General features: G+C 43.0%; 23 protein-coding genes and 1 pseudogene. 7 read left to right on the forward strand and 17 right to left on the reverse strand.

The window, feature by feature from the left end:
• Positions 1–351 precede the first annotated feature (351 nt).
• Positions 352–861 carry a hypothetical protein gene (locus Xbud_RS03835; RefSeq protein ID WP_099134908.1) on the forward strand — a complete coding sequence of 170 codons (510 nt, stop codon included), beginning with the start codon at positions 352–354 and terminating at the stop codon, positions 859–861.
• Between the two features lie 14 nt (positions 862–875).
• Positions 876–1,415, forward strand: coding sequence for a DUF5384 family protein (locus Xbud_RS03840; protein ID WP_099134909.1), 540 nt, complete (start codon positions 876–878; stop codon positions 1,413–1,415).
• Positions 1,416–1,628: 213 nt separating this feature from the next.
• On the opposite strand, the gene Xbud_RS03845 is transcribed toward Xbud_RS03840, so the two are convergent.
• The gene (locus Xbud_RS03845; protein ID WP_099134827.1) at positions 1,629–1,871 is read right to left on the reverse strand and encodes a hypothetical protein; all 243 of its coding nucleotides are present in this window, start codon (positions 1,869–1,871) and stop codon (positions 1,629–1,631) included.
• Positions 1,872–2,090: 219 nt separating this feature from the next.
• On the opposite strand from Xbud_RS03845, the gene Xbud_RS03850 reads away from it, so the two are divergent.
• Together Xbud_RS03850 and Xbud_RS03855 are read left to right on the forward strand one after the other, a co-directional pair.
• The gene (locus tag Xbud_RS03850; protein ID WP_169923021.1) at positions 2,091–2,843 is read left to right on the forward strand and encodes a 2OG-Fe dioxygenase family protein; all 753 of its coding nucleotides are present in this window, start codon (positions 2,091–2,093) and stop codon (positions 2,841–2,843) included.
• Positions 2,844–2,907: 64 nt separating this feature from the next.
• A complete protein-coding gene (locus Xbud_RS03855) occupies positions 2,908–3,738 on the forward strand; it encodes a thioesterase domain-containing protein (RefSeq protein ID WP_099134829.1) in 831 nt (276 codons plus the stop codon).
• A 285-nt stretch (positions 3,739–4,023) separates the two neighbouring features.
• Here the strand turns inward: Xbud_RS03855 and Xbud_RS03860 are convergent, their stop codons facing one another.
• From Xbud_RS03860 to flgB, 12 genes are all read right to left on the reverse strand, one after another.
• Positions 4,024–4,380 carry a DUF2645 family protein gene (locus tag Xbud_RS03860; RefSeq protein WP_099134830.1) on the reverse strand — a complete coding sequence of 119 codons (357 nt, stop codon included), beginning with the start codon at positions 4,378–4,380 and terminating at the stop codon, positions 4,024–4,026.
• 342 nt (positions 4,381–4,722) lie between these two features.
• Entirely contained in the window at positions 4,723–5,685 is a 963-nt protein-coding gene (gene flgL, locus Xbud_RS03865) for a flagellar hook-associated protein FlgL (RefSeq protein ID WP_099134831.1), read from the reverse strand.
• Between the two features lie 67 nt (positions 5,686–5,752).
• Positions 5,753–7,393, reverse strand: a complete 1,641-nt coding sequence (gene flgK / locus Xbud_RS03870; RefSeq protein WP_099134832.1) for a flagellar hook-associated protein FlgK — start codon at positions 7,391–7,393, stop codon at positions 5,753–5,755.
• 178 nt (positions 7,394–7,571) lie between these two features.
• On the reverse strand, positions 7,572–8,555 hold the full coding sequence (flgJ, locus tag Xbud_RS03875; RefSeq protein WP_099134833.1) for a flagellar assembly peptidoglycan hydrolase FlgJ: 984 nt from the start codon (positions 8,553–8,555) through the stop codon (positions 7,572–7,574).
• Entirely contained in the window at positions 8,555–9,673 is a 1,119-nt protein-coding gene (locus Xbud_RS03880; protein ID WP_099134834.1) for a flagellar basal body P-ring protein FlgI, read from the reverse strand. Before Xbud_RS03880 ends, flgJ begins: the two co-directional genes overlap by 1 nt.
• A gap of 15 nt (positions 9,674–9,688) precedes the next feature.
• A complete protein-coding gene (locus tag Xbud_RS03885; RefSeq protein ID WP_099134835.1) occupies positions 9,689–10,468 on the reverse strand; it encodes a flagellar basal body L-ring protein FlgH in 780 nt (259 codons plus the stop codon).
• A gap of 66 nt (positions 10,469–10,534) precedes the next feature.
• On the reverse strand, positions 10,535–11,317 hold the full coding sequence (gene flgG / locus Xbud_RS03890; RefSeq protein WP_099134836.1) for a flagellar basal-body rod protein FlgG: 783 nt from the start codon (positions 11,315–11,317) through the stop codon (positions 10,535–10,537).
• Positions 11,318–11,333: 16 nt separating this feature from the next.
• Positions 11,334–12,089: a flagellar basal body rod protein FlgF gene (locus Xbud_RS03895; protein ID WP_099134837.1), complete on the reverse strand. Its 756-nt coding sequence runs from the start codon at positions 12,087–12,089 to the stop codon at positions 11,334–11,336.
• A 21-nt stretch (positions 12,090–12,110) separates the two neighbouring features.
• Entirely contained in the window at positions 12,111–13,322 is a 1,212-nt protein-coding gene (flgE, locus tag Xbud_RS03900; protein WP_099134838.1) for a flagellar hook protein FlgE, read from the reverse strand.
• 15 nt (positions 13,323–13,337) lie between these two features.
• Positions 13,338–14,027, reverse strand: a complete 690-nt coding sequence (gene flgD, locus Xbud_RS03905; protein ID WP_099134839.1) for a flagellar hook assembly protein FlgD — start codon at positions 14,025–14,027, stop codon at positions 13,338–13,340.
• Between the two features lie 13 nt (positions 14,028–14,040).
• A complete protein-coding gene (gene flgC, locus Xbud_RS03910; RefSeq protein WP_099134840.1) occupies positions 14,041–14,445 on the reverse strand; it encodes a flagellar basal body rod protein FlgC in 405 nt (134 codons plus the stop codon).
• 5 nt (positions 14,446–14,450) lie between these two features.
• Positions 14,451–14,867, reverse strand: coding sequence for a flagellar basal body rod protein FlgB (gene flgB, locus Xbud_RS03915; RefSeq protein WP_099134841.1), 417 nt, complete (start codon positions 14,865–14,867; stop codon positions 14,451–14,453).
• Between the two features lie 276 nt (positions 14,868–15,143).
• Here flgB and flgA point away from each other — a divergent pair, with 276 nt between their 5' ends.
• The 3 genes from flgA (at position 15,144) to Xbud_RS03930 (ending at position 16,758) form a co-directional block, all read left to right on the forward strand.
• Positions 15,144–15,824, forward strand: coding sequence for a flagellar basal body P-ring formation chaperone FlgA (gene flgA, locus Xbud_RS03920; RefSeq protein WP_244589843.1), 681 nt, complete (start codon positions 15,144–15,146; stop codon positions 15,822–15,824).
• 138 nt (positions 15,825–15,962) lie between these two features.
• Positions 15,963–16,247 carry a flagellar biosynthesis anti-sigma factor FlgM gene (gene flgM / locus Xbud_RS03925; protein WP_038259987.1) on the forward strand — a complete coding sequence of 95 codons (285 nt, stop codon included), beginning with the start codon at positions 15,963–15,965 and terminating at the stop codon, positions 16,245–16,247.
• 70 nt (positions 16,248–16,317) lie between these two features.
• Complete coding sequence (locus Xbud_RS03930; RefSeq protein ID WP_099134842.1) at positions 16,318–16,758, forward strand: flagella synthesis protein FlgN; 441 nt, start codon at positions 16,318–16,320, stop codon at positions 16,756–16,758.
• A gap of 116 nt (positions 16,759–16,874) precedes the next feature.
• On the opposite strand, the pseudogene Xbud_RS03935 reads toward Xbud_RS03930, so the two are convergent.
• The 4 genes and pseudogenes from Xbud_RS03935 to Xbud_RS03950 all read right to left on the reverse strand — a co-directional run.
• Positions 16,875–17,136: pseudogene (locus Xbud_RS03935) on the reverse strand (IS1 family transposase); the annotation flags it as partial.
• Positions 17,137–17,285: 149 nt separating this feature from the next.
• A complete protein-coding gene (locus Xbud_RS03940) occupies positions 17,286–19,172 on the reverse strand; it encodes a glycosyl hydrolase family 18 protein (RefSeq protein WP_099134843.1) in 1,887 nt (628 codons plus the stop codon).
• A gap of 90 nt (positions 19,173–19,262) precedes the next feature.
• Positions 19,263–23,360, reverse strand: a complete 4,098-nt coding sequence (locus Xbud_RS03945) for a Tc toxin subunit A-related protein (protein ID WP_099134844.1) — start codon at positions 23,358–23,360, stop codon at positions 19,263–19,265.
• A complete protein-coding gene (locus Xbud_RS03950) occupies positions 23,353–26,949 on the reverse strand; it encodes a Tc toxin subunit A (protein WP_099134845.1) in 3,597 nt (1,198 codons plus the stop codon). The genes Xbud_RS03945 and Xbud_RS03950 overlap by 8 nt, the downstream gene beginning before the upstream one ends.
• Positions 26,950–26,997 lie beyond the last annotated feature (48 nt).

The following is a 26,997-nucleotide window of genomic DNA, read 5'->3' on the forward strand; positions in this document are numbered from 1 at the left end:
TACCTGATTAACCATTAATTATTCAATAAAGGATTAATTAATGTTTTCTCAGTAAAAAATATAATAACCCTTCTTCCAGTAATTTCAGGCTAATAGTTTTATAAAACAAAAATAGCTTTATACAACAAAAATAGTTTTCCCCAAATAAAGTAGAAAAATTGGCTAATGTGCAACAACAAAATCCCTGGATTAGCAATGATTATTAGAGAGCTGGTGCTATATCCTTCGTCTTTCAAATTCCCTCTTTGTCGGCTGAGCTAATTTAACATAATTCAGATATGATATTGTTTTTTCTCATAAAATAATGCATTATTCTCCTTTTTGCAGTTTAGCAGGTAATAAAAAGTGAAAATGAAATCATTTTGCATCTCAGCAATCGCAGCCTCTGCAATTATCATCAGTGGATGCCAATCCAATGCTGATTCATTTGCAGCAGATGTTTATGACACAACTCAGTTAAACGAAAAACAAGAAACAAAGACAATCAATATCATTTCTGTCCTTCCTGCCAAAATCGTTGTAGAAAACAACTCCAATAGACAAGCTGCTCAAACATTTGGTGCCATTCTTGGTGCTGTGGCTGGTGGTGTTGTGGGTTATAACGCAGGTCCCGGTTCCAGAGCAGGTATTGCGGCAGGTGCAGTCGGTGGTGGCGCACTTGGTGCAGCAGCAGGATCAATAGTAGATGATAAAGTCATCGTTGAAGGTGTCTCTCTTACCTATAAAGAAAACACTAAAATTTACACCTCAACTCAAGTTGGGCGCACATGCCAATTCACTCCAGGGCTAGCGGTAGTCATTTCAACCAGAGCAAACGAAACGCGCGTTCAGCCTAATGCTACGTGCCAGGATAAAAAATAAGCAGGTGAACCATGATTAAAAAAATTCTTATTACATCTTTACTGATCGTTCTATCCACTCCTGTACTTGCTTCACCTCTTCAAAGCCAGCTTTCTGCCATTGCTCAGGCAGAAAGTGAAGGTAAAGCAGAAGAGCAAAAACAGCAGGCCGAAAAGAAAGCGCTGTTAGAAAGAGCAGCCAGAGCGGAAAGAGAAAGAAAGCAAAGAGAAACTGCTGTCAGAGCAGAAAAAATCAGAAAGCAAGAAGCTACCCGCAAAGCTGAAAAACAAAGAGTGCTGACTGAAGCAGCGGCAGATAAGAAACGGGATCAGACTTATGAAGATGAACTACGCAAACTCGAAATAGAGATGAAAAAACTTGAACTAGAGAAACGTTCAGCCAGAACGAAGCGTGAAAATGAGTTCATTGATCAAGAACTAAAAACTCAGGCAGCAAAAACGGATGTTATCCAGTCAGAAGCTGATGCCAACCGTAATTTATCATCGGGAGCTAAGTCTCTGTTAGAAAGCGAAGGCAAAGCCAGAGAGAAAAAATCCAGTGGTTGGTTTAAGTAATCTATCTGTAAGTTTTCTGACTTGTATTGGCTCAAAATTCATCAGACGGACACCTTAAATAGATGTCCATAATTTCGCATCATTTCAAATAAATCAATCAATGGTTTGGTATGTTATTATTCCAAGCCATTGGATCTTTTCTATAAATTTGTGATATACCCGTCGTCTTTCAAGTTACATCTTGAAATCCATAGGGTATATTGCAATTACACTTTACATAATTCGATACTTACTGCGAATATCTCTGACCTGAGATTTGAGTTGCCCGCAACCACCCAAAATTTCTGTACCATCACTTTTATCTGATATGCATCGGCAACCGGCTTCAGTAAGTGCTTTAGCAAAAGCAGGTATCTCTTCTGAAGGATTCAATGATATTCCATTTATATCACTAACTTCATTCAGGTATTTTAGCTTGATAACAAATATGTCTTTATCCACCAAATCTTTTTGCAATGATTTTTATTGCCAACTTTAGTTCATTTATCAGACACACTGTTATTTGATAGAATATTTACGATTCCAAGTATATTATATTTCATCAATTTTTAAACATAGTAAAAATAACACCATCCAATTAGTTTGTTATCTGATTTTATATCCAATAGATTTCAAACTGGACGGGGTTAACCAGTTTTGGTCATGCCAATATCGGTGCTCCCAGCGGTCTGCCACGTGGTAATCAGGATCACCCTGTCAATCTCACATAAAGCCTTAGTCAAAAAATCACTAATTTCTTTTGAGAAAGATAGTGCTCTCCTGACTAATTATTATTCTAATATTATTTGCGAGCATGAATTCAGAGAAAAGCTGAATTTTGAGGCTTCCTGTTTCTTTGATACATTATCCAATATTAAATCGTATAGAAAACGATTAATATCAACTTTTATTTTTAACAAAGACAGTAGGATAAAACGGATAAAAAGTGGCAGTTTTAATCAGGCCGGAGCAGGAACCAAAAATAACACCTTTGATTTCAGAATAATCCCCAGATTATTTAAAGAAGCGCCTGAAGAAATGGAATCAGATGATTTATTTAAGTTAATATTCTTTATAGCCGATCGCGTTTTTCAGTATGAAAAAATTTCTCAATTTAAGGTTATCACCCATTATACCTTAATAGATTGCTTTTCCAATGATGGAATGGAAACCTCTAATTCACCGGAGGGGATTCATCAGGATGGAGTGGATTATATCGTATCCGCTTTTGTTCTGGAGCGAGTTAACATTTCAGGTGGCGACAGTAAGATCTATATTAGTGATAAAAATAATCACATTCTGACCACTCAGCTACAAAGTGGGCAAGGAATATTTCAGCCCGATAAAGGCACTGATTTGTGGCATGAAGTCACCCCGGTAAAATTGATAGATCCTACAGAAAGAGGCTATCACTCTACTATCGATTTTGACATTGATCTTAGCGTATAGCACTATCAATAAGTTCTAAATCGCATCACAATAAATACACCTTATTAATCAAACAACTGACTCTATGACTAAACTTTACGATTATAACCCTCTCGTCACTATCAAAAGCGGCTCTCGAACTGGTTCACCTTTCTTTTGTATTCCGGGTGCGGGAGCCAGCGCTTTCAGCCTCCTTGAGCTTGCTTTGTCATTCCCGCCATCCTTGCCTGTTTATGCTTTACAATCACGTGGGTTAGCAGATCCCAAACTGCCGCCTCATTCCAGTGTCAATGTGATGGCTCGTGATTACATTCAGGCTATCCGCCAAATACAGCCTACAGGTCCCTATCACTTATTAGGGCACTCCTTTGGTGGCTGGGTTGCCTTCGAAATTGCATTACAGCTACTGGAACAGGGAGAACAAATTACTGATCTTATTCTCATCGATACCGAAGCACCTGACCCACAAGGTTGCAAATCCAAGTCTTTCGGCCGTATCGAAACATTGATGGAATTAATTAAAATCTACAACATGATACTCAACCAGCCACTGCCGCTTACGAGAAAAGATTTTGAGGAGCAGTCGGAAAGCGAACAACTCCAGTACCTGTATCAGGAACTGATACGCTCTGGGCTATTCACTACCCATTCATCAATATCCTTGTTACAAGGTATTGTTCAGGTTATGCAGGCCAACCTGAATACGTGCTATACGCCTCATACTCACTATAACGGCTTAGTGCATTTGATTAATGCCAAAGAAGAAGATATGCAAGAAACACAAGGCCATATCACCCGCTGGAAAACACATGTCACTCAGTTAAATACAATGCTGGCACCCGGCAATCATATGACCATGTTGTCTATGCCGAATGTTAAAACATTTATTGATGCGTTATGGTCAAAGCAGGGGTAAAGTCAGAGTAAAACTATCTCATCATATTTCGATAATCACCGAAGTGACCACAAAACCTGCAAGATATCATGGCGTTTTCTATCCTTCAGAGGAACAATAATATTAGCTGTCATATTTGAAGTCGAAATCGCAGAAAACCAAGGTGAACGTTACTTTGATGCCGCAACCGCACTTTACTTACTTAAAAAATATTTTGGTTGTTATCTATTGGGAGATAAATTGCTGTCATCTCCCAATAAATAACCATTTTTAGGCAATGAGACTTATTAAAGGACATATCAGAGACTAGTATGTCGCGAACGAACAACCCATAAATCGACCAAAGAACATCCAATACCAATATCCCATTGAAAATCCTGCAACCAGTACATAACTGATCGATTTTAATTTACACAGTGAAAATGTTTTGATGCCTTTCACTGCAAATACCAACATAAATGGCAAAAGAAAAAAGAGACATAATGGTGCTGTCAATATTCTGTCATCATTAATAACAAAAGAACTGACCACATCACAAACGGTATTGATCCCTTCTTCCCCGATCGCCCACTCAAAATCAACGGTTGACAAACATCCTATCAATATAATACTGAATAAAATAAAGGTGATACAGGCGAGTATATTTATAATTTTCATGCTCATTTATTTTTCTCATCTGTTTATAAGGCATAAGACGAGATTTAATCCTTTCTTAAGCTCATTAAATTAAATCTGAAACGTTTATATCAAAAAACTTAATACGGCATTCTCTTGGCCTGCCAAAGATCAGATCTTGATCACAAGATAAAATAATATAATGAACAGAAAAACCAGGATTTGTCGGAGGCGAAAAATTCAATACACACTAAGAGGTATAATAAATTCAGGCTATTAATAACAATGCGTTATAAAAACAGCAGAGGGAAGGAATAAGCCCTTATCCGTTTAATTAGCAAACAGATAAGAGCCAAGAACCTGAAAGTCACAAGCTCACATTAAACTTAATTATCGATACATCTCAAACAGAGACATTCCTTTTAAGTCTGTAAACGCTTTAAAAGAAGCCTGCAAAGCAGCCTGTTGCTGGTAATAGCTGGAAATAGCCGCAGTCCAATCCACATCTACCAATTCCCCAGTGCGAACTTTATTGGCAATACTATGTTCACTACCCAAAGAATCGAGTTGCTCCAATTCCTGAAGTTGTAAACCAAGTACGGCTTCCACAGAAGATAAATTATTCAGGCTGTTACGAATACCACGGTTAGCTTTATTCATCAGCTCCGTAGCTTCGTTTTTCTGTTCTTCAGTCGCCGAACTGTATGACGTTCTCAACGCTTTGATTGCCATATCAATGGTGGCAAAAACATCAGATTCACTCGAACTGCCATCAGGCTCTTTAATCGGGCTGGATGTCGCTGATAAGAAGACCTGCTGTCCAGTATGAGCAATCACCATTGTGCGGTTATCATCCACTTTCTGGGTGATTTCTTCGTAACCTCCGGCGTAACTGACTTTACCATCTTTATCTGCGACAAAAGGAGGCTTATCCGTTTTATAACCAGCAAAAATATATCGGCCATTACCATCAGTTTTATTGCCGAGGTTTAACAGCTCTTGTTTAAGACCTTCCAATTGCTGCGCATAGGATTCACGATCCTGCTCACTCTGTTCATCCGCAGCCGCAACTAAAGTCTCAAACACATTAGCTGCCACCTTAACGACATTAGAAGTAATGCTCAGTTGGGATGACATTGCATTTTTGGCAAAAATACGAGCAGTCATAAACTGCTGGTTTTTCGATTCAGATTGAGAAACCATGATGCTTTGTGATGCAGCCAAAGGATCATCGGATGGATTAATTACCCGGCGGCCACTAGATAGTTGTTCACCATATTTCATCCACTTGGATTGGGCGCCAAAAATCCCATTCATTTTTTGGCTGTATAATAGATTCGTACTTACACGCACAATATCATTTCCTTTTTGTTATCGGCGAATAGTTACTAGCAAGAATAATTACCATAAAAAACAGCTATCAGCGAATGCCCAAAATAGCATCAAATAAAGTCGTCGCCGTCTGGATCACACGGGCGTTTGCCAGATAGTACTGTTGCATACGTTGCAGTTCGCCGTATTCTTCGTCCATATTAACGCCGGAAATTGATTCACGGATCGATTTCAGTTTATCAACGATGTGGCCTTGTGTTTCAACGCTGATATTTGCGCTATTGGCTTTGCTGCCCACTGTACTTACCAGTGAAGCATACGCTCCGGCAAAGGAAGCCTTGCCATCCACCAAACGTTTATCCTGTAATTCGAGGAATTTCTTCGCGTTGCGGTTATCACTCTGACCAGCATCTTTGGCTCCCGCCGTTGCCAATTGGGATGAATCCTTCAGATTCACTTCCAACGTTGCCACGACGTTACTGACCGTTTTCAGTGTGTATTTGTCGTGATCCTGTGCGTTAGTAGCATCGATTTCTACTTTCAGCCCATCGAATTCCAGCGTATTGCCATTTTTGGTCACAGCAACCATTTCGCGATCAAAAAAACGCTGTACTTTCCAATCTCCACTTTCATATTTGAGAGTGTAATCACTGGCTTTCACTTTAGTGGTATCGGTGTACGCCACCTTGATGTCAGCCGTACCTTTGTTATCGCTGTTAGAAACAACATCCGGTTTAGTGAAGTTGAAAAAATCAACGCCTGGTTTACCTTTCAGGTCAAAACCGCCATGTTGTACCTGATTAAATTGGTCAGCCATGACCAGCGCCAGTTGGTTCAGTTCATTGCGGGTTGAATCGCCAACTCCGCTGCGCACACGCAATGCACCACCCAACTTACCGCCTGAAATGAAACGCTCATCAATTTCTCTCGTACCCACTGTGCCATTGTTATAACCCAGCGTAATACGGCTACTGTCGGTGCTGGCTGGAATAGCTTCCATCCGGTAGGATTTACTACCCGATACCAGTGACATACCACCACCGAATGAAACGTTATAAACGTCGCCATCCTGCTGAGTGACATTCACTTCCACCAGCTCATTTAATTTACTGACCGCCAGATCACGTTTATCCAGCAATGCCAGCGGTTCACCTGTACCAACACCACGCATACGGGTGATTTCATTATTCAGTTTGGCAATTTCTTCTGCGTATTTGTTGATTTCTTTAACATTCTGCTCAATCTGAGAATTGATGCTGCTATCAACCTGACGCAGAAATTCGTCCGATTCTTTAAATCGACTGACTAAACCTCCCGCTTTGCCTAACACCGTAGTTCTTGCCGCGCTGTCTTCCGCATTGCTTTCAACCGTCCCCAGACTTTTGAAAAAGTCTTCAATGGAGTTCGACAGGCTGGTGTCTTTATCTGCCAACAAGTTGTTGATTTTGGTAATCTGCTCGTTATAAGCCTTTAAAGCAGATTGTTTGGTTTGCGCAGAGCTGTATTGCTGATTGATAAACTCGCTATATTCACGGTTAATGGTAGTCACCGTCACACCGTTACCCACAAAACCAGCGGGTGACATAGTTCCATTATTTTGTGTCATTACGGTGGTCTGTCGGTTATAACCTTCGCTTCTGGAGTTGGCAATGTTATTACCCACTACACTCATTGCCACCTGTGCGGCATTAATACCACTCATGGCAGTATTCATAAGACTGTTGGACATGTGTAGATCCTTTTACGTTTCCGTTATGCCTCCATCATGGGAGGCCAACTGCTGTCGTTATCGGTATATACCCAATGGATTTCAAGAGACGACTTGAAAGACGAAGGGGATAAATTATCTGTAAAAGTTATCGGCAGGATATTCTGATCCTTGAACAAAAATGATTTGGGCTGTTCGGTCAGAACAAGTTATCGAAATCATAGTTATAGGCTTTTACCATCTGATTGCCGCTACTCTTTAATTGCTGGATCAGTGATACCAGTTTCCCGGCATAACCGGGGTCTGTGGCATACCCGGCATCTTGTAAGGAGTATGCTCCCTGCTCTGCGGTCGTTGACCGAGCGACTTTGGCATAGCGCGGGTTTTCCGCCAGTAATTTGACGTAATCTGTGACGGCTTCCAGATAAGAGCCATAAACCCGGAAACTGTCACGTATTTTCTTCGGTTCACCATCAATGTATTCGGTTGTCGTAATCTGAGTGACAGGCCCTTGCCAACTCTTACCTGCTTTGATGCCAAACAGGTTATGACTCGGTTTACCCTCTTCGGTCAGAATTTCCCGCTGCCCCCAACCAGATTCCAGCGCCGCCTGCGCAATGAGCAGTAAATGGGGGATACCACTTTGCTGACTGGCTATCTGCGCAGGCACGGAAAGCATAGAAACAAAGCTGGCACTGCTCATTGGCACAGACCTGGTCATTGACAATGATTTCGACTGTGCTGCACGATTGGGCGATTTATCAGGTAGTGTCCGACGCAGAAACTGTTCCAAAGCCTGTTTTGGCAGGGTATGCAGGATTTCATTATCCAATGGCATCGGCACAATTCCGGCCAGTTCACTGGGAGCGCTGTTAGTATTAGGAATAGCATTGGAAAACTGTTTGACGATCATATCGGCAAATCCCAGTCCTTTTTGAGAAAGATCCTGGGCAATCTGCTGATCGTACATTGAAGTATAAAAACGCGTCTGATCACTACTCAATATGCCATCCTGTGGCAACGAGGAACGCATACTTTTCAGCATCATCTGAACAAATACGCCTTCCAGTTGTTGGGCTACCTGCCGTAGCCCTTGTTGTGGTTCCTGTGACAATTTAGCTTTCAGTGAATGGAGTGAATTCACATCGTAAGCGACATTCGGCATCGTCAGAAAATCATTCATCAAATAATCTCCAACTTCGCCCGCAAGCAACCTGCACTTTCCATCGCCTGCAAAATAGACATCAAGTCTGTCGGTGTTGCTCCCAAAACGTTCAACGCACGAATAACCTGAGTCAGGTTTGCACTGGCATCAACTTTCTGTAGCACACCGCCCTGCTCCTGAATACCAACCCCGGTATTGCGTGTTACAACCGTATTTCCCCCTGCCAGTGGTGTATTCGGCTGATTGACTACCGTCTGACGTTCAACAATCACAGACAGGCTGCCATGAGCAATTGCACAGCTATCCAATGTGACATTACGGTTCATCACCACCGATCCTGTACGGGAGTTGAAAATCACTTTGGCGTCGCCGGCACCGACACGAATATTCAGGTTCTGAACCTGTGACAAGAATTTCACCTGTTCGCTGCTCTCTATCGGCAAACGTAACTGTACCGTACGGGAATCCAGCGCTGTTGCTGTGCCTACCCCCTTCAGGCGGTTGACAGCATCACTGATTTGCTGAGCCAGACTAAAGTCATCCTCATTCAATTGCAGATTCAAAATACCTTTCTGACCAAATTTTGTTGGCAACTCCTGCTCAATGACAGCACCATTGGAAATTCGTCCGCCTGCAAGTTGATTAATTTTAAGGCTGTTGCCACCGGCACTAACTCCCGCACCACCGACCAGAATATTACCTTGTGCCAGTGCATATACCTGATTATCAACACCTTTCAGTGGTGTCATCAGCAATGTACCGCCACGCAGACTTTTGGCATTACCCAGTGAGGAAACGACCACGTCAATGCTTTGCCCTGAACGCGCAAATGGTGGCAGTTTGGCTGTCACCATAACGGCAGCAACGTTCTTAAGCTGCATATTTGTACCGGACGGCACAGTGATCCCCAACTGTGACAACATATTACTTAAACTTTGGGTAGTGAAAGGCGTTTGCATGGTCTGGTCACCCGTGCCATCCAGCCCGACCACTAAGCCATAACCAATCAGCGCGTTATCCCTGATACCCTCAATGGTCGTCAAATCACGAATACGCTCAGCAAAAGCGTTGGTCAGCGCAAACGTGTTGAACAATACCAGCAAAAACGTAAAAAGGCTGGCGACTAATTTTTTCATCCTGACCATCCTCTTTTAAAACGGTGAGATATTTATAAAGAAACGCTGTAACCACCCCATGTGCTGCGCTTCATTGATATAACCATCGCCAACATATTCAATGCGGGCATCTGCAACCTGATTGGAGCTGACTGTATTGTTGCCGGTGATGGTGCGCGGGTTCACAACGCCGGAGAAGCGGATAAATTCCGTTCCCTGATTGATAGCAATCTGTTTTTCACCGATAACATGCAGGTTGCCGTTTGCCAACAATTGATCCACGGTCACAGTAATTGTACCCCTGAAAGTATTGTTCGCATTCGCTCCGCCTTTACCGCCAAACTCATTATTACCTTCCATGCCCAAATCAGTTTTATCACCACCGATCAATCCCTGTAAAAAACGGGGAGTCAGGGCAGCTGCGAAACTGGTTTTACCATTCCGGCTGGCATTCGCTGAGGAGTTTTTGCTGGCACTGACATTTTCTTGCAGGATAATCATCAGTGTATCGCCGATATTGCGTGGACGACGGTCTTCAAACAGTGGCTGATAACCGTAATAGACTGGCTGGACAGTCTGAAAAATAGAACCATTCGGCGCTGGGGCAGGTGCTTCGGCGGGTTTGGCAGTTGTCACCCCTTTCACCAGTGGTTTGTGCGGCATATAAGCACATCCCCCTAATGTCAGTACCGACAATGCGATTACCGCCACAGTTCTGCTGATATGCCGCTTATTCCCCCGGTTTTTCCGTAAACCGGCAGAGCTATAAGCTACATGTTTTTCAGCCTGTCTTTCAGCAACGGGCATTGTATCCATCTTCGATGCTCTTAAGTTTATCGTAGAAATCGTGGGGAATTTATTCCCCACTGATTAATGATTAGGTTATAACTGAGTCAGCTTTTGCAGCATCTGATCTGAAGTCGATACTGCTTTACTGTTAATTTCGTAGGCTCGTTGAACCTGAATCATACTGACCAGTTCTTCCGCCACATTGACGTTAGAGGTTTCAACATACCCCTTGTAGAGCAATCCGGCACCATTGATGCCCGGTGCATTTTCTACCGGAACACCGGAACTGTTGGTTTCCAGATACAGGTTCTCACCGATACTTTCCAGACCGCTTTCATTGATAAAGGTAGTCAGTGTCAATTGTCCAACCTGCTGCGGCGCGTTTTGCCCCTGCACGTTTACGCTGACGATACCATCACGAGCAATGTTAATTTTGGTGGCATTGTCTGGAATGATGATGGCAGGCACGACCTGAAAACCGCCGGCAGTCACTAACTGACCATTCTGATCCACCTGAAATGAACCATCACGGGTATAGCCAGTTGTGCCATCAGGTAACTGGATCTGGAAAAAACCCTGTCCCTTGATTGCCACATCTTTACTATTGTTGGTCTGTGCTAGGTTACCCTGACTGTGCAATCGCTCAGTCGCTACCGGACGAACCCCTGTACCAATCTGTAAACCGGATGGCAGGTTAGTCTGTTCAGATGACATTGCACCGGGCTGGCGTTCAGTTTGATAAAGTAAATCTTCAAACACCGCACGCTGACGTTTAAAACCATTAGTGCTGACGTTTGCCAGGTTGTTGGCAATTACATCCATATTTGTTTGCTGAGCATCCAGCCCAGTCTTGGCAATCCATAAAGATCGGATCATGAATTTATCCCCCCGATTAGCTCATAGTGAGAAGCTGGTTAGCCCGCTGAGCATTTTCATCAGAACTGTGTATAACTTTCATCTGCATCTCAAAACGACGCGCGTTGGCGATCATGTTCACCATGCTTTCCACTGGGTTAACATTGCTGCCTTCCAGTACACCCGGCATGATTTTCACTTCAGTGCTCGCCGCCAGTTCATCACCTTGTTGTTCCCGCGCCTGTGGCGTTAAATGGAACAAACCATCATCACCGCGCACTACTTGACCCGCTTCCGGTTTGACGATTTTCAGTTTGCCAATCTGCCCCAATAAAGTCGGAGGATCGCTGGCAATCAGGGCAGAAATGGCACCATCTGCTGCAATGGTCAGTTCAGCTTGTGGTGGAACATCAATTGGCCCGTTTTCACCCATCAACATACGCCCCTGTATCATCAGTTGCCCTTCTGGTGAAATCTGGATGCTGCCGTTGCGGGTATAGGCTTCCGTCCCATCTTCAAGTTGAACAGCCAGATAGCCACTTTGTCCGACAGCAACATCCAATGGACGAGCAGTATAATTCATTGGCCCCTGACGGCTATCCATGCCGGGAGTGGAGGCAACAACCAAAGTACGGGTTGGCAGGGTTTCACCTTCAATTGGAACAGCACGCAATGCAGCAAGCTGAGCTTTAAAGCCCGGCGTCGAAGCGTTCGCCAGATTGTTAGCAGTAACGGCCTGATGCTCCAGTGTCTGGCGCGCGGCGCCCATAGCGGTATATATAACGTGATCCATAAAGCTATCCGCCTGAGCTTATTAACGCATGCTGACCAAAGTTTGCAGGATTTGATCCTGTGTCTTGATAGTCTGGGCGTTAGATTGATAGTTACGCTGAGCGACGATCATATTGACTAGCTCCTGACTCATATCCACGTTAGACGCTTCCAGCGCACCGCTGATCAGCTTGCCGAAGTTACCAGAATCCGCAAGACCCACTACCGGACTACCGGATGCGCCGGATTCTACCCAAACGTTATCACCTTGCGCAGCCAAGCCTTCAGGATTAGAAAAGTTTGCCAGTACTACCTGACCTAATACTTGTTTCTGGTTGTTGGAATAGGTAGCGTAAATCTTGCCGTCATTATCCACACGATAGTCAATGAAACTACCCGCAGCATAGCCATCTTGTATTGGATTAGAGATAGAATCTTGTGCAATGTTCTGCTGTTTACTACCCGAAAAATCGATGGTGATTGGTGCAGTAATTGACCCATTCAAAGATTCTACATTGAATGTAAATGCATTATTGATGCCGACCATTTGACCATTGCCGTCAAATTCCACATCACCCAATTTATGATGAGCGGTAGAACCTGCTACAGAGATATCCTTAGCATGAAACTCCCACTTATTATTGGCTGTTTTCACGAAGAATATATTGAGATCATGTTGATTTCCCAAACTGTCATAGACTTGCAGAGTTGTGCTGTAGCTAAAGCTATCTTTATTATTCGGATCAAAGGCGTTTTTTACCTGATCAATCGCTGGATGCATTGAATTTAGGGTAGCTTTCAACTTAACTTCTGTGCTCGCTTTTGCATTCAACATATCCGTTGGAATTGAAAGCGGCTCTACAGCTCCGCCTTGCTGAATTTCTCCGTTTACCGCCGGATAACCCGTCAACTTCATGCCCTGCATATTGATCAGATTACGCTCTTTATCCATTTGGAACTGACCGTTACGGGAATAGAAAATATTACCGCTGGAATCCTGCATGCGGAAAAAACCGCCTTGTGTAATTGCCATATCCAACTGGCGATTAGTCTTAGTGGTTGAGCCATCTTTAAAGTTCTGAAACATACCAGAAACCTTAACCCCCAAACCCACGTCTGAACCACTGAAAACATCCGCAAACGCGGCTGAGCTAGATTTAAAGCCAAATGTCGCTGAGTTTGAGATGTTATTACCAATAACATCCAGATTACTCGCTGCGGCATTCAAGCCACTAACCGCTTGTGAAAAAGACATATGTCCTCCGTTTAATTAAAGAATCTGACGAACTTTATCCATGGTTACCGTACCCGCCAGCCCTAAATCTAATTTAGTGCCGTCCTCACCCCGCGTGACACCGTTTACCACACCCTGTGTCAGCGGAAGTGTCACTAACGCTTGATCTTGATAGCTTGCAGAAACAGTGAAGCTATATGCTCCGTCTGCAACTTCCTTGCCATCCGCGTCTTTACCATCCCATACGAGGTTATGAACACCTGTATTTAACTTACCGATATCCAATTCCCGGACTACCGCACCACTCTTATCTTTGATGGTTACTTTGACACTGTCGGCAGGCCGGTTCAGTTCAAACCCAAATGTACTGATTTCTTTCTTTTCATTGGAACCTACTAAAATTTTATCGCCAGGGATCATGACTTTACGACCAATTAACATGGTCGTTTGCATTGTTTGATTGCCTTCCATTTGTCCAACAATGGCACCCAACGATTTATTGAGTTTTTCAATGCCTTCAACAGTACTGATCTGCGCAAGCTGCGCAGTCAGTTCATTATTTTGCATTGGATTGGTTGGGTCCTGATTCTTAAGCTGTGTAACCAGTAAATTCAAGAAGTTATCTTTGATATCGCCACTTTTCTGCGGCTGTGTTTTGGTGATGCTGGCTAATTCACCGACCGTTGAATTATCCAAAGAGTCATTGATTGAAGCGGTAACTGCCATAATGGAATTCCTGTTACTGACCCAGAGTCAGGGTTTTCAGCATGATGGACTTAGTGGTGTTGAGAACTTCAATATTTGCCTGATAACTGCGGGAAGCAGAGATGGTATTGACCATTTCCCCGACGACATCGACATTTGGCATACGAACATAACCTTTTTCATCCGCCAACGGGCTGCCCGGCTGATATTCAAGACGGAAAGGTGTGGGATCATCCACCACTTCACTGACGTGCACACCGCCGATCTCCTGTCCTGCTGGCGCAGCGACACGAAATACGACTTGTTTGGCACGATAAGGCTCGCCATCCGGCCCAACGATACTATCGGCATTCGCCATATTACTGGCGCTGACATTCAGCCGCTGAGACTGAGCAGAAAGCGCGGAGCCGGCAATATCAAAAATACTGAGTAAAGACATTCCCATTATCCTTGTGACTGTAGAACTGACATCATGCTTTTGATCTGAGCATGCGTCATGGTAAGTTCAGCCTGATATTTCAGACTGTTATCTGCGAAATTGCTACGTTCCATATCCATGTCAACGGTATTTCCATCCATCGCCGTCTGGTGAGGCACCCGGTACAATAGATCCATCTCCAAACGTTTCTGAGGCTGAATGGGAATATGTCGATTGGAAGTCAGAGTCAGCCCAATTCCATTCCCCGTCACACGACCATGTTCCATCACCTTTCTTAATTGGGCGGCAAAATCGATATCACGAGCCTGATAGCCAGGGGTATCCGCATTGGCAATGTTCGCCGACAGAATTTCCTGCCGCTGGTTGCGGAGTACCAGGGCTTCTTGTCGAAAATGAAAGGCGGTATCTAATTTATCGAGCATATTCCTCCCTCGCCTGTTTTATAGCCGGCTTTTATAGGCCAGTTTAGGGTAAGTCCCGCAGAACCAAGCCCCGTAACGCATTAAGAGTGCTAACAGCATAAACTCAGAAGAAAAAGCCGATTCGAAGAATAGACACAAATTGATTTGCTATTTATCCCATTAACTAATAATCAAGCGCGTTACACTATTAACATCCAGCAGATACTGAATATTTTTGGAATCATGGTTTACCTCACTAGTGTCAGGTAATAGAAGGTAAGAGTAAGAGAGATAAAAATGATTAAAATACCTGTAGTAAAATTTATCGGATCCCTTACCTTTTTTCTTAACCTGTTTTTTGGTGGTTCTTTGGCATGGGGAAATGATTTACCCCGTTCAATCAATGATTATTTCAAGCAGATTCATTACGGCACGAATTATAAGGTTTCCGTAGACATCAAAACACCGGAACAACAATGGCCAACATGTGAATCTCCTGAAATACATCCACCAATGGGCAATAAAAATTGGGGAAATATTTCGCTGCCGGTTAACTGTGGTCAGCAACGTCGTTTTATGCAAATCCACGTCAGTGTTACTGGCCCATATTTAGTTTCAAATCGTGCAATTCAACGTAATTCGGTACTGAGAGAAAAAGATTTTCAGGTCAAAACAGGCGCTTTAGACAAACTACCAAACGACATCATCCATAACAAAAAGGTTACACTTAATGGTATTGCCATTCGCAACATACCTGCCGGGCAATTCATCACTCGTAATATGCTCCGGCGTCCCTGGGTGATTAAAGCCGGACAAAATGTTGTCATTACTGTAGATGGACAAAATTTCCGGGTACGTTATAAAGGAAAAGCAATTAACAATGCTGCAAGTTTTGATAATATCCGTGTCCGCTTGGTTTCCGGGCAGGTTATTACCGGAGAAGCTCAGGAAAATGGTAGTGTAAAAATGATGTTATGAATGGCTAAAGTTTTATGTTTCTACGCCGATATAACCATCAGACCATGATTTACAGGCATGCCAGCGGTATATCGCCTGCTACCTCTACCCAATAGAGTATAAGATAAATAAATAATGCCTGATTAAAGGATTACAATTATGAGTATTGAACGCACTCAACCTCTACTGGCTATTGCTGCTTTACAGCAACGCAATGCCAATGAAAGTGCCCAAAGCACTCGCAGGACTGTGGCTGTTGCAGAAAAAAGCGCCGATACGCAAGTTAGACTGAGTGAGGCGCAGAAAAAACTGGTTCAGCCAAGTAGTCAAGACATTAATATCCAGAAAGTACAACAACTGAAAGAAGCTATTGCGAAGGGAACCCTAACTATGGACAGTGGTAAAATTGCTGATGCCCTGCTCAGAGAAGCCCTTGAAAACTGATTACTTAAAACTTATTACCTTAATAACAAGAATTATAAGAAATAAACCAGCAAAATCATAAAGGCCATAAATGGAAGAACTTCAACTCTTGCTTGAGCAGCAAAGTGCACACTTACATTCGCTTTCGACAACGATGGCAGAAGAACAACGTATCCTGAACGAAGGCTTTATTGAAGCGAATCATTTGCATCGTGTCACAGAGCAAAAAACATTTTTGCTTTCGGCACTCGATCATGCGGAAAGAAAGCGTCAGCAATTAAATGGAACGCTGAAAGTGAGTGCACCTTATGCTGACCATGAAATATTAGCTGTGTTGTGGGATCAAATCAGTCAGTCGGTTGAACGAATTCGTGATTTAAATACGCATAATGGATTTTTGTTGGATCAACATATTGAGTTAAATAGTCAGGCAATTGCTTTTTTGAAAAGCCATCACAGCCCTTCTCTTTATGGCGCTGATGGTCAGGCCCGTCATAATTCTGCATTATCGGGTCATAAGATCAGTGTTTGATTATTCTCATGCTGCTTAAGCAACAATCTTTACAGACCTCTTGGTATATCCGTAATAATAAGAGGTCTGTTTCTGTGTAGTTATATTTTCCTTTGGATGTAGGCCATGATTCCAATTTATTGATAGTGATGAATATTTAAATAATCCCCCATGACTCTGTCATGCATTTCCACGGATTTTGAAAAAGATAAGGTTTTGCGAGTCAGTCTTGCCAAATGCTGACGAAGATTCAGGTTATGTCTCTCTATGCGTTGTGTATAACGCTTGCTGACCACATGCAATTTCCCCATCAGTGTTTTTTTCATCGCTTTTCCAGCCATCGGTCATACAGACCACTATGTTGAAAGGAGCCAGTAACACCATCAAACGCATCAAGGTCTTTTTCACCTAATGAATAATTAAAAATTTATATATGCCCTTCATATTTCAATTAAGATGAGGGGAAACAGGCAAGATTATTATTCGAGATGAAAGTAACAAACCCCGTTATTTTCAACGAGGTTTGTCAGAGATCTGAATCTATAGTTTTAACGAGAAGACTTTAATTCACGAAGCGATTTTAAATAGTAAGCCTTTCCGGGATTATACAACGGCCCCATATCAATAGTTTCACGGTTAGATTTGGCAACATATCCCATTCCTTCTCTGGCTGCATTCGCTAACAGCCCGCAATCCTGATCACCAGACCAAGAAAAGATCCCTCCTAATTGATGTTCGCTGACGTATTCTCCTTTTTGTTTCACCGTACGCGGCGTATCCAATGAAATGAAATGCCCCTGCTTTTCACTGAACAGAAAATCGGCATCCGCGTTGGTGTCCGTCATCAATACAAATCCATTCTTTCCGGTGCTGAGTGTGTGTTCATTATCCAGGTAATTATTGACGATATCGAAAAATTCCGGTGCCCCCTTTTCCATTGTTCCTAACGCATCAGCGGGCATATCATACCGGCGTGTTTCAAGATTGGCACCTTTACCTGCACGCCCATAGTTGGCATAACCTAAGTTAATCATGTTCAAGGGAATGCCCAATTCTTGATGCAGATATTGAATCGCTGCCTCAGCGGAAAGATCATATTCTCCCTTGGGATCGGGATCGTTGGGGGAATAAAGATTAGTGTGGTGACCAATATAACTCGCCCATCCTGTACCAAAAAAGTCGTAACTCATCAGGAAGATGTTGTCCAGTCCATTTTTCACTAGTTCAGCAATATTGGATTTCTCCAATTTCGCTTTTACCCCGCTACAGGCAATGGAAATTTCCTTGCTGCCGATACCAAACCGATTATCCAGTGCTGTTCGTAACTCTTTAACCAAAAGGGCATAATTTTTACCATCATCTTCACTAATGTGATTGTGTTCATCCCCCGCGGCTCCCGGATATTCCCAGTCAATATCCACACAACTGAACATCGGGAAACGCTCAAAAAAATCGACCACACTACCAATGAAAACACTACGCTGATTTTCATCAGCCGCCATCACGGAAAAATAACTCGACAGGCTCCAGCCACCAATACTGAATGCCAGCTCCAGTTTATGGCCGGCCGCACGTGCACGCTTTTGGAGTTCCCGCAATCCTCCCAACAAACCAGCCGCTTTACTCTGGTTGTAATAGGGCAGAAACGTTCCCGGATTAATTGCCGTGTTCTGATTTGTTTCTGGCAATCCCACGTTACGCGCTGTTCCTAAATCACCGTAAGGATCCAGTGGCACAATATGACCTTCACTGATTTTCTGATCAGTCTGGGAATTCCAGCCAGCCCACACTTCGTTCACTTTGTCTTTCTTAACACCAACATCACCACAAACACCTAAAAAACTGAAAATCAATTTGTCATAAATAGTTGGATCAATGGTCGCTAAATCAAATCCCCTGCCCCATTGGTTTGGATCTTTATTCTCTTCATCATCTTTATCAAGACGAACATCATATTGGGACCAATCTGTAATATAAGCAGAAAGTTTGGGCTTTGTTAGATCGCTTTCATACTGGTTATACATGGGTTTACAGACACGGGTAGCGGTATAAGATAAATATGAACCTGAGCCATCGGGTTTGTATCCAACTTGTTGGTAACTGTCTTCCGTATATTCATCAAATTGCAGAATAGGGAATGGAATATTTTCTGTTGGCAATACCGTGCCATCCGTTGGATTGCCATGCTGTTTCATTTCATCTGCCGTTGCTGCACGTACATATTTCCAGGCATTATGCGGTGAACTTTCTTTGCCGGATTGACCGGGAACATGCCAGCGTTCAACCCAATAAGTATTGGTATAAACGTTACCATCAAAAATGACATTATAAACTTGCCCGCCTTCCTGCTGGTTCCAGGCAGTTAATGGTTCACCAATAGCATCACTGATATCGGACATTGCTTTTGATGATGTATAAATGTATTTATTAGCCATTGAGAAACTCCAATCGTTTTTCCTGTTCAGCCTCCTTTTCAGAAGGCTGGTTCATCATGAAATCACCTGTAACAAACCAAAACCATGCGGTTATGAGTCCGCCGTTTTGGATTCTGCCAGTAGTTTCTGGACGGCTTTGCCAAACGCAGAAGAACCTGCTTTAGCCGTATATCTGACGTGCAGAATGACATCGGTCAAGCTGTCAAGATTTTGTGTCTGGTTAGTGAAGGCGAATGTCCAGCTTGATTCGACGCCAGATCCTTCAAATGGTAAGAAACGTTCATCATCAAAATTCAGTGTGAACATGCCGCTGTCATTCATACCACTGGACAGAGAGATCTGCTGGTTAGGATGGATGCTACGTACCCAATAGGGAGAATCAGCATTAAGACCATTTTTCAGGACTTTTTCCATGACCTGAACATCGGCTTTTACCATGCGGGCATTGACGCCCAACGATAACTGCGCACAAATATCTTCATAAGGCCCCACCAGCATAGGAAGGGAAACTGAGACAGATTTAATTCGACGATGAGAAAGATTGGGATAATCCTTTGCAAAATCGGCTTCTTGTAAGTTGAAAGTGATTGCTGAATGTTGTTTCAGCGTCTCCAGGTCTTTATCCCACATCTCTTTTCGAAGTTCTTTCAGGGAGATGGTCTTAGTAATTTCTTGCAAGCGTGAATTCTGTTCAATGTAGGTACGTTCCATTCTCTGCAAAGCCAATTTCAGGGTTTCACCAGACATCAGCCCCTGATAAAAATCATTCCAACTGCTGCCTTCAATAAAGGTTTGCTCTGAATCCAGTTCATACTGCAATGAGGCTTCCGCGGAAAGACACAGTGATGAAACGGCATCATAAGCTTGCAGATATAAGTTTGACAGTTGGCTTATCATCCATGTGTACAGGCTTTCATTAGTAAAACGACTGGAGAAATAATCCAACAATTCCAATGACTTTTGTTGTTCAGCTGCAATCTGTACCAACCGTTTATTCGCAGCCTCCACTTGCAAGTTTTGCACATTAATTTGTTGATCAATAGAGTTCACTTCCCATTCCGCCTGTTTGTACTGTATTTCCCACTCTTGACGGCGACGGCGATATGATTCCGATACACTCAAACTGTCAGCTTTGATACTGTCAGACTGATGTTTGATCATAATGATTTCGGCTGCGGCATTTAATGCTGCCCCCCAGCGCGATCCCCCTACTGCCAACCCATAAATGTTAGGCAACATATCCAATGCCGCTGCACCAGTACGCAATGTTTGAGCGGCCAGTAAAGCAGAAGCCGATTGGGATTGAAGTTCAATTATCTGTTGTTCTGTTGGTGAAATATTTTCGTCATGCAGTGATTTGAAATGTTCATATCGATCCTGTGCGGCTTTCTTACTGATTTGCAACGCTTCCAGGCTAGCCTGATTAATATTGATTTCCTGCTGTTGCAGATCTATTGAAAAGCGGTACAGATCACTGTTCTGGAGCATTTGGTATTTTTCAAAACTCAGGCTTTCCTTGCGTTCCAGCAGACTCAATAAGGTGCTGCCAAACTGGATCAATGTATCAACCCCACCTTTGGCACGAGCCAGCATTGGTTCAAAACGGTAATTGGGAGGATTGAAATTCATTCGGCTGGCATTACGCGCTGTCACGACACGTTGGTAACGCAGATTCATCAGGCCCCGTGGAGAGATTTTTTCATCATACAACGCCATATTAATCTCTTTACCATCCAACGTAAGGTTATGCCGCAAATTGTAAATCCGGTTTTCAAGGCGATCCCAAAGCGCGGTCAGATCGCTGTTGATCGGTTTCATAAACAGATCATTGTCAATGGCACGGATAGTGTTGTCGTGAACAACCGGAATGTACGGCAACGGCTGGCTTTGCATCTCCAATTGGCGTAGTTCACTGTTATCGTATTGGTAAAGCGCATCTTCCAATGTCAGTGGCTGCCAATAACTGGCTAATTGCACATCAGGGCGCCGGCCAAGCAGCGAACTGGCCGTGGCATAACTCAGACGGGCAATGGTTCTTGCCGTAGGCTGGAGTTTTCGATACTCCATATCACCTTGATCAATGAGGTTTCTGACCAGGAAATAGAAAATCGCCTTGCGGTAGTGGATCGGTTCGCCAGAGGCAATAGCATCAGGATCACTGGGTTGCATCAAACTGTAAGTCTCTTTGGGATCATCAAGCAATGGACGACTGTTCCAGTAACGTGGTTTTCCCTGTTTCAATGCAGGTTCATCTTCATTTTCATATGGATCAAAGAGGTATTTAATCCAGCGACTGGCTTCTTCAAAACGCTGTTCAACATTAAATCGCCATGCCACCAGAAACGGCATATGGAAGAACAATTCCCAGAAATAGATACCGTTCGCTCCTTCCAGATCAATCGGTACTGAACCGCCGCCAGAGATGGATTCTTCATGCAGGTTTTGAGTTTCCCAACTCAATACTAGTTCCAGCTTTTTGCTTGCTTTACTAATGAGTTCCTTAGCAAACAACGTATTTAAGCGAGTCTGCTTACCGGAATACCAAACGGGTTTTGATTGATTGTCAGGGAATTGCAAATATTGAGTCTGTTTACTCTGTTTGATCTGGAATTTTTCCCGCAACAATTTACCAACACTTAGCGTGACCTTAATTCTGCCACCAATATCGTCACCATTTTCTTTCGGCAAGCTGAAACCAGTAACAACAATGATATCTTTCAGGTCATCACTGTTACACCGTTTCACGCGGGCATGAAGCTCGATGTTACCTTTTTCAAAGTCTTCTTTGGTCAGGGACTTATATTCAAGCCAACATCGGTTACCGTTTTTATCCTGCAACCAGATGCAATACAAAATATTTTTACTCTTACTGAAATCGTATTTGTAGGTTGAAGTAGAGGTCAGATACATATCCAGTGTATCTTCCACATAATCTGCACTGAGCTTGAAATTTTCCTTATTGCCCAGTTTGCCCTCAAATGTCGTTTCTCCCTCAATTGGCCATTTTCTATTGATGTTAACGGGATAGAGGATGAGCTGATTGAATTCTTCCATTCCCCCATTATCGGGTTCACGGAAGAAAAACCAAACCAGCTTATTACCATAATCATCCTGGTCAGAGAGATGCGTTGTTGAAGGAGGAAGATCTGAAGAAGCCATCAGCATATTGTCACAGATATAACTGAATACTTCGTCATAATCATAAGGCCCGTTCTTATCTTCACCATGAAGACGGGTAAAGGCTACCAGCGCCAAACGCTCTTCTTTTCCTGTCCGGTCAAGCACAGCGATCATTTTATCCATAGCGTGAGCCAACACTTCTTCGCGAACTGTTGTGCCGCTGCTCCATGTACCATCGAACCCCAGATGCGCTATATTGAGCTTGGTGCGGTAACGAATTGCTGTGCTCTCTTTATCATCTTTCTCTTCTGAAACCTCAAACCAGCCAATATAGAGGCGATTATTCATAATCACCGGACGAACAATACCGTTGCGGGCATTTTCCAATGGCACACTGATAGGTTTCCACTCACTCCAGGCTGTCGGATACAGCTCATTGGTCGCAGTGTTACGCTGCATCATATCCAGTGAGCGCCAGAAGTAACGATAAGGTTGGGTGCGGGTTCTGGCAATGAAATAGGTTTTATCGTTGGCAACGTCTACGCCATCTTCATAACCGGAAAGGACTTCCAGATTACTCACTTCTTCAAACTGATTCAGATAACCAAGAACTGCTTTTTGTGCCGCATCATCAGTCAATTTTCCCTGATTTAATGCACTTTCCAGTTGAAAGAAAAATTCTGTTTTTGTCAGGCGCAGAGTCGGATCAACATAAATTTCAGGATATAGCCTGAGTTGCTGGTTGGCTGACCAATAACCATAACGGTTGGCAAACTCCTGCCAATCGGCGATCTCTTCCTGAGTCATGGCAAGGCCCGACTCCAAATTGAGCATAATGCGATTAATATATTGTTGTACCGATTGAGTAACATAGGACAAACGTGAAGTGGTCACTTTTGAAGAAACTTGTGTATCCAACAACAGATAATCATAAAGATCATCAACATTCTTGATTTTCTCACGATCACGCTGGAAATCTGCCCCTTTGGGAACAATTTGCCCAAGATAATAATCGACCAGAGCATCACGCAAATCTTCTTGTAATTTTGCTTCAATGGAATTAGACATTCTCAATATCTCCTTGCGCTTTTAAGGCCGCCATAACCGCTTCACCAACGCTCTGGTAGAGGTTGAAATCAGTGCTGATTGTTAATTCGCTGGCATCCCATAAGGTTTTCACTGACAGGTTTGTACTGGTTGCAAGTTGCTGCAATCTGCGTAACCAGTCGATATGGAGTAGATTTTGTGCCTGTGGGGGAGTTAATGCTCGCAAAGTACAAGCCAGATAGATTTCATTGGCATCCCATCCCAAAATATCGGCAAGAATATCTGCACATGTTTCACTGTGATCATCAATGCCATTTCTGGCTGTTTTTCTATTGGGTTGTGACTGATTGGATTGTAGCTGATTGGTATGATCCTCATTCGCATAAGTGAAATAATCATACAACTTGTCTTCGTTCTGATTGGCGCTGCTCACCAAATCTTGATAACGAGTCAAAGAATATATTTCATCCAATGACAATGAGTTTGAGGTTTTGTTATTTAACACACCAAGCCATTCTGGTTTTGTCAGGCGCAGTAACAGCAAGTTTTTATTGATTTTTAACGTGTTGATGATTTGAGTATAAATAAGCAGGCTATAGGTTAAATCGGTAAATTGGCTACTGAGATCCGCTGCGGTTTCCGGTACTCCCGTCAGGATCATGTTCAAAACTTGATAAACATTACTGCCTAACCAGAGAAGCTGTAAGGGAACCAGGCTCTTTTCCACGCCATATTCCGCTGCAATCGCACTGGATAGCAGATTATCCTGTGCATTTTTGGCCTGAATCAAGAGTTGGGCCACAATATTAATAGCATTATCTGAAACCGCTCCCTCTTCAGTAAACAATGCTTTGACCTTTTCCCTGATTTGATTTTCCTCTGTTTTGTTCCACTCTGGTGGAATATCTAATACCAACCCTTGCTGATTAAGTAGTCCATGCTCCCCTGTCAGTAATGTCCACCAGTCGATTCCAACCAGCTCTGGACGGATAAAATCTGACGATGATAAAAGTACGTTTTCAGATAACCCGGCAGCAATACCTTTAAAGAAAGTGACCATGCTATCAGTAGGCACAACAGGCAATACTGTTTTACCCAGCATCAGGGAAAGTTTTGCCGCCGTCATTTTGCTTTTCACCAACCAGGCACTCATAATCTCCATTTTCATGATGAAGATAAGAAGATTGTTCTGTTCCGCACTGTTGGCAGAAGTATTAGTCAGAGGGAAAACAGGTGGCTTAGCCAGATAACCGTGGTCATTCGTCAGAATATCAGCAAGAATCAACCCATCTTCTGTGGAAAGACCAAAGGTGCGAGGAATACTAACTAAACGGTAGAGGCTTGAGACAACATCAAGATTACGCTTTAATCTTCCAGGCATCGCAGACTGTATTGGCGTATACACATTTTCAACAAGCGGGGCAATCAGTTGGAACGTCACCGAAGAAATGCCCAACCCTGCACAAAGTTGTTTGATCGTTTTGGCATCATCTCCTTGAGTTGCCATATAATTGAATTCTGTATTATCCAGTACTAACGGTTGATCAAACAGTTTTGTCTGATTGAAGAGCTGGTCAAAGAATGGCACGTTATCGCTGATTGAAAATGGTGTCACCTGATATAGCCAACTGGCAAACATTTCCGCTGTCACTTTATATTGAACGTTCAGATGCCGGAATAGTCCTAATGATTTCAATATATTATCCGTAATTCTCATGTCCAGATTATTGGTTTCAGCTTTTATGCCAGAAGCCAGCAAGAGATCAAGCTGATGGTAAGGTAAGTCAAACCAACGCTGTAAACGGATAAAACGATTTAACCTGTCATAACGGAATTGTGATACTGCCTTAATTTCTCGCCCATCATCTGTTCGGATAATTTCCAGCGCATCACGCTGCCCGGCATTGATATAAACACCACCATAATGATAAGGTGCGGGAAAAGTCGCCGAAGTTTGTTCACTACTGAAAATCGTATTAGAGAAGTGAACATGCGGGGAAACAATTGGCCGATATTTGCCACTGCTAAACAGATTTTCAAGTTCAGTAACTTTGGTATTAGTTTGATCACCAAAAACAGTCAATTGCTTGAGCTGGACACTTTGCCCTTCCGACAGGCCATAATTATTTTCAAAAAAATCATTGGATTGTGGTGATAATTCGGAAGATGGTGTACCAGACTTAGCAATCGCTAACCGATAGCTCATAGCCCGAAATACGACGCCATCTATTTGATCGACAACTTGTCCAATTCGTTGATTATTTTCTGCTGGCATAGCTGCGTAAATGGTCATATTGGCAAAATATGGCCCTTCATCCAGATTACCGATATCAGGGTTATCACTTTCCAGATAGGTCAGTTTTAACTGTCGGCTGAAAGGTGGAGAGTTATCAAACGGCACCATTCTTGCCTTGATGCGATAGTAAGTTAAAACGTTTTCTGCCCGCAGTTTAATTGTGATGGTTTTACCTGCCTGATTTTTGCAGGTGATGGAAATGGTGTCATAAGCATTGGGAGAATTTTCAACTAATTTCGTTGGCCCGTTTATACCTTCCTCTTGAGCAACAATATAAGCGTGCCGTGAAATATCTTTTTCAGGCACCAGCTCTGTAGTACTGCCACTGTAGTAAGACTTCATCAATTGGTCACGTGACAGTAAATTTTCAGAAAAATTAGCAGGTTCAGTTAATATCTCAATTTGTTCATTACTCAATTGTGTATAGGCCAGCAAAGTCTGATGGTTTTTTGCAGTTCCTGTACTCCACGGAAATTGTGTGTCTACTTGCTGGATCACGGCGCCTAATTCAGTGTTATTTTCTGCTAATCCTCTATTGATTTGTTGAGTGGCTAAATTATAGGGCAACGTAAAGGGGAAGCGGGTTTCTCCCAACACCTGATTAACGGGCTTAGTGGCTTCTCCAGTCTGGTCAATATATTTTCTGGCACTTTCAGACAACACATTATTCACGATAGTCAGGGCGCGCACCTCTTTATAAAGTGCCTCACTGTCCAACATCAACTGCGAGATATCTTCCCGTCTTGTTGCCAGTACTCTTGCCTGATTAGTGCCATCGACTTCGATTTGCTGAACAAATTTATAAAGATCAAGTAAGTAATTCGCTGGACTATCAAGGGATTCAATAGCATCTGGCTGACAAAAATTATCCCACGGTTCCGGGAACAGGCTGCTATAGTCTGGTAGTTTTCCAACTTGTCCGCCAGCATCCTGATACTCTGCGCCTGAAATTCGGAATGATGCTTTTTCCCTATCATGTTGCCTGAGTGAATTTTGCCGATAATGCTGAACCAATTGGTTAGCCATACTCACCGCTTTGTCAAAGATAATCTCAGCATGACCGGTCAAAGACTGGTTATGTCGTTTAACAAAACGCTGCTTTGACACACTGACAATATCGAAAATAGAGTGATAGCCTAAATTTTTAAGTGCATCAACCAATGAAAATGTCGTGGATGAATATTCTTCTTGTGGAAATGTGCTCTTCTTTGTTAGTGCTGAATTAGATAAAGGTATTTCTGCCGCCACCGCTAATAATGGTGAAACTTTTTTCATATTCTGCGGCCCGTCAGAATAATCACGATTCTTACTCATTTTTATTATCCCATTTCAGTGATTCGGTCATACTCAGCAAACAGTTAT

The sequence above is a fragment of the Xenorhabdus budapestensis genome (assembly GCF_002632465.1).
In the GTDB taxonomy this organism is placed as follows: Bacteria; Pseudomonadota; Gammaproteobacteria; order Enterobacterales; family Enterobacteriaceae; genus Xenorhabdus; species Xenorhabdus budapestensis.

Coding starts and splice junctions, on each gene's coding strand:
- Xbud_RS03835 (WP_099134908.1), top strand. CDS start 352: ATGAAATCATTTTGCATCTCAGCAATCGCAGCCTCTGCAATTATCATC.
- Xbud_RS03855 (WP_099134829.1), top strand. CDS start 2,908: ATGACTAAACTTTACGATTATAACCCTCTCGTCACTATCAAAAGCGGC.
- Xbud_RS03860 (WP_099134830.1), bottom strand. CDS start 4,380: ATGAGCATGAAAATTATAAATATACTCGCCTGTATCACCTTTATTTTA.
- flgK (WP_099134832.1), bottom strand. CDS start 7,393: ATGTCCAACAGTCTTATGAATACTGCCATGAGTGGTATTAATGCCGCA.
- flgJ (WP_099134833.1), bottom strand. CDS start 8,555: ATGAATGATTTTCTGACGATGCCGAATGTCGCTTACGATGTGAATTCA.
- Xbud_RS03880 (WP_099134834.1), bottom strand. CDS start 9,673: ATGAAAAAATTAGTCGCCAGCCTTTTTACGTTTTTGCTGGTATTGTTC.
- Xbud_RS03885 (WP_099134835.1), bottom strand. CDS start 10,468: ATGGATACAATGCCCGTTGCTGAAAGACAGGCTGAAAAACATGTAGCT.
- flgG (WP_099134836.1), bottom strand. CDS start 11,317: ATGATCCGATCTTTATGGATTGCCAAGACTGGGCTGGATGCTCAGCAA.
- Xbud_RS03895 (WP_099134837.1), bottom strand. CDS start 12,089: ATGGATCACGTTATATATACCGCTATGGGCGCCGCGCGCCAGACACTG.
- flgE (WP_099134838.1), bottom strand. CDS start 13,322: ATGTCTTTTTCACAAGCGGTTAGTGGCTTGAATGCCGCAGCGAGTAAT.
- flgD (WP_099134839.1), bottom strand. CDS start 14,027: ATGGCAGTTACCGCTTCAATCAATGACTCTTTGGATAATTCAACGGTC.
- flgC (WP_099134840.1), bottom strand. CDS start 14,445: ATGTCTTTACTCAGTATTTTTGATATTGCCGGCTCCGCGCTTTCTGCT.
- flgB (WP_099134841.1), bottom strand. CDS start 14,867: ATGCTCGATAAATTAGATACCGCCTTTCATTTTCGACAAGAAGCCCTG.
- flgA (WP_244589843.1), top strand. CDS start 15,144: ATGATTAAAATACCTGTAGTAAAATTTATCGGATCCCTTACCTTTTTT.
- flgM (WP_038259987.1), top strand. CDS start 15,963: ATGAGTATTGAACGCACTCAACCTCTACTGGCTATTGCTGCTTTACAG.
- Xbud_RS03930 (WP_099134842.1), top strand. CDS start 16,318: ATGGAAGAACTTCAACTCTTGCTTGAGCAGCAAAGTGCACACTTACAT.
- Xbud_RS03940 (WP_099134843.1), bottom strand. CDS start 19,172: ATGGCTAATAAATACATTTATACATCATCAAAAGCAATGTCCGATATC.
- Xbud_RS03945 (WP_099134844.1), bottom strand. CDS start 23,360: ATGTCTAATTCCATTGAAGCAAAATTACAAGAAGATTTGCGTGATGCT.
- Xbud_RS03950 (WP_099134845.1), bottom strand. CDS start 26,949: ATGAGTAAGAATCGTGATTATTCTGACGGGCCGCAGAATATGAAAAAA.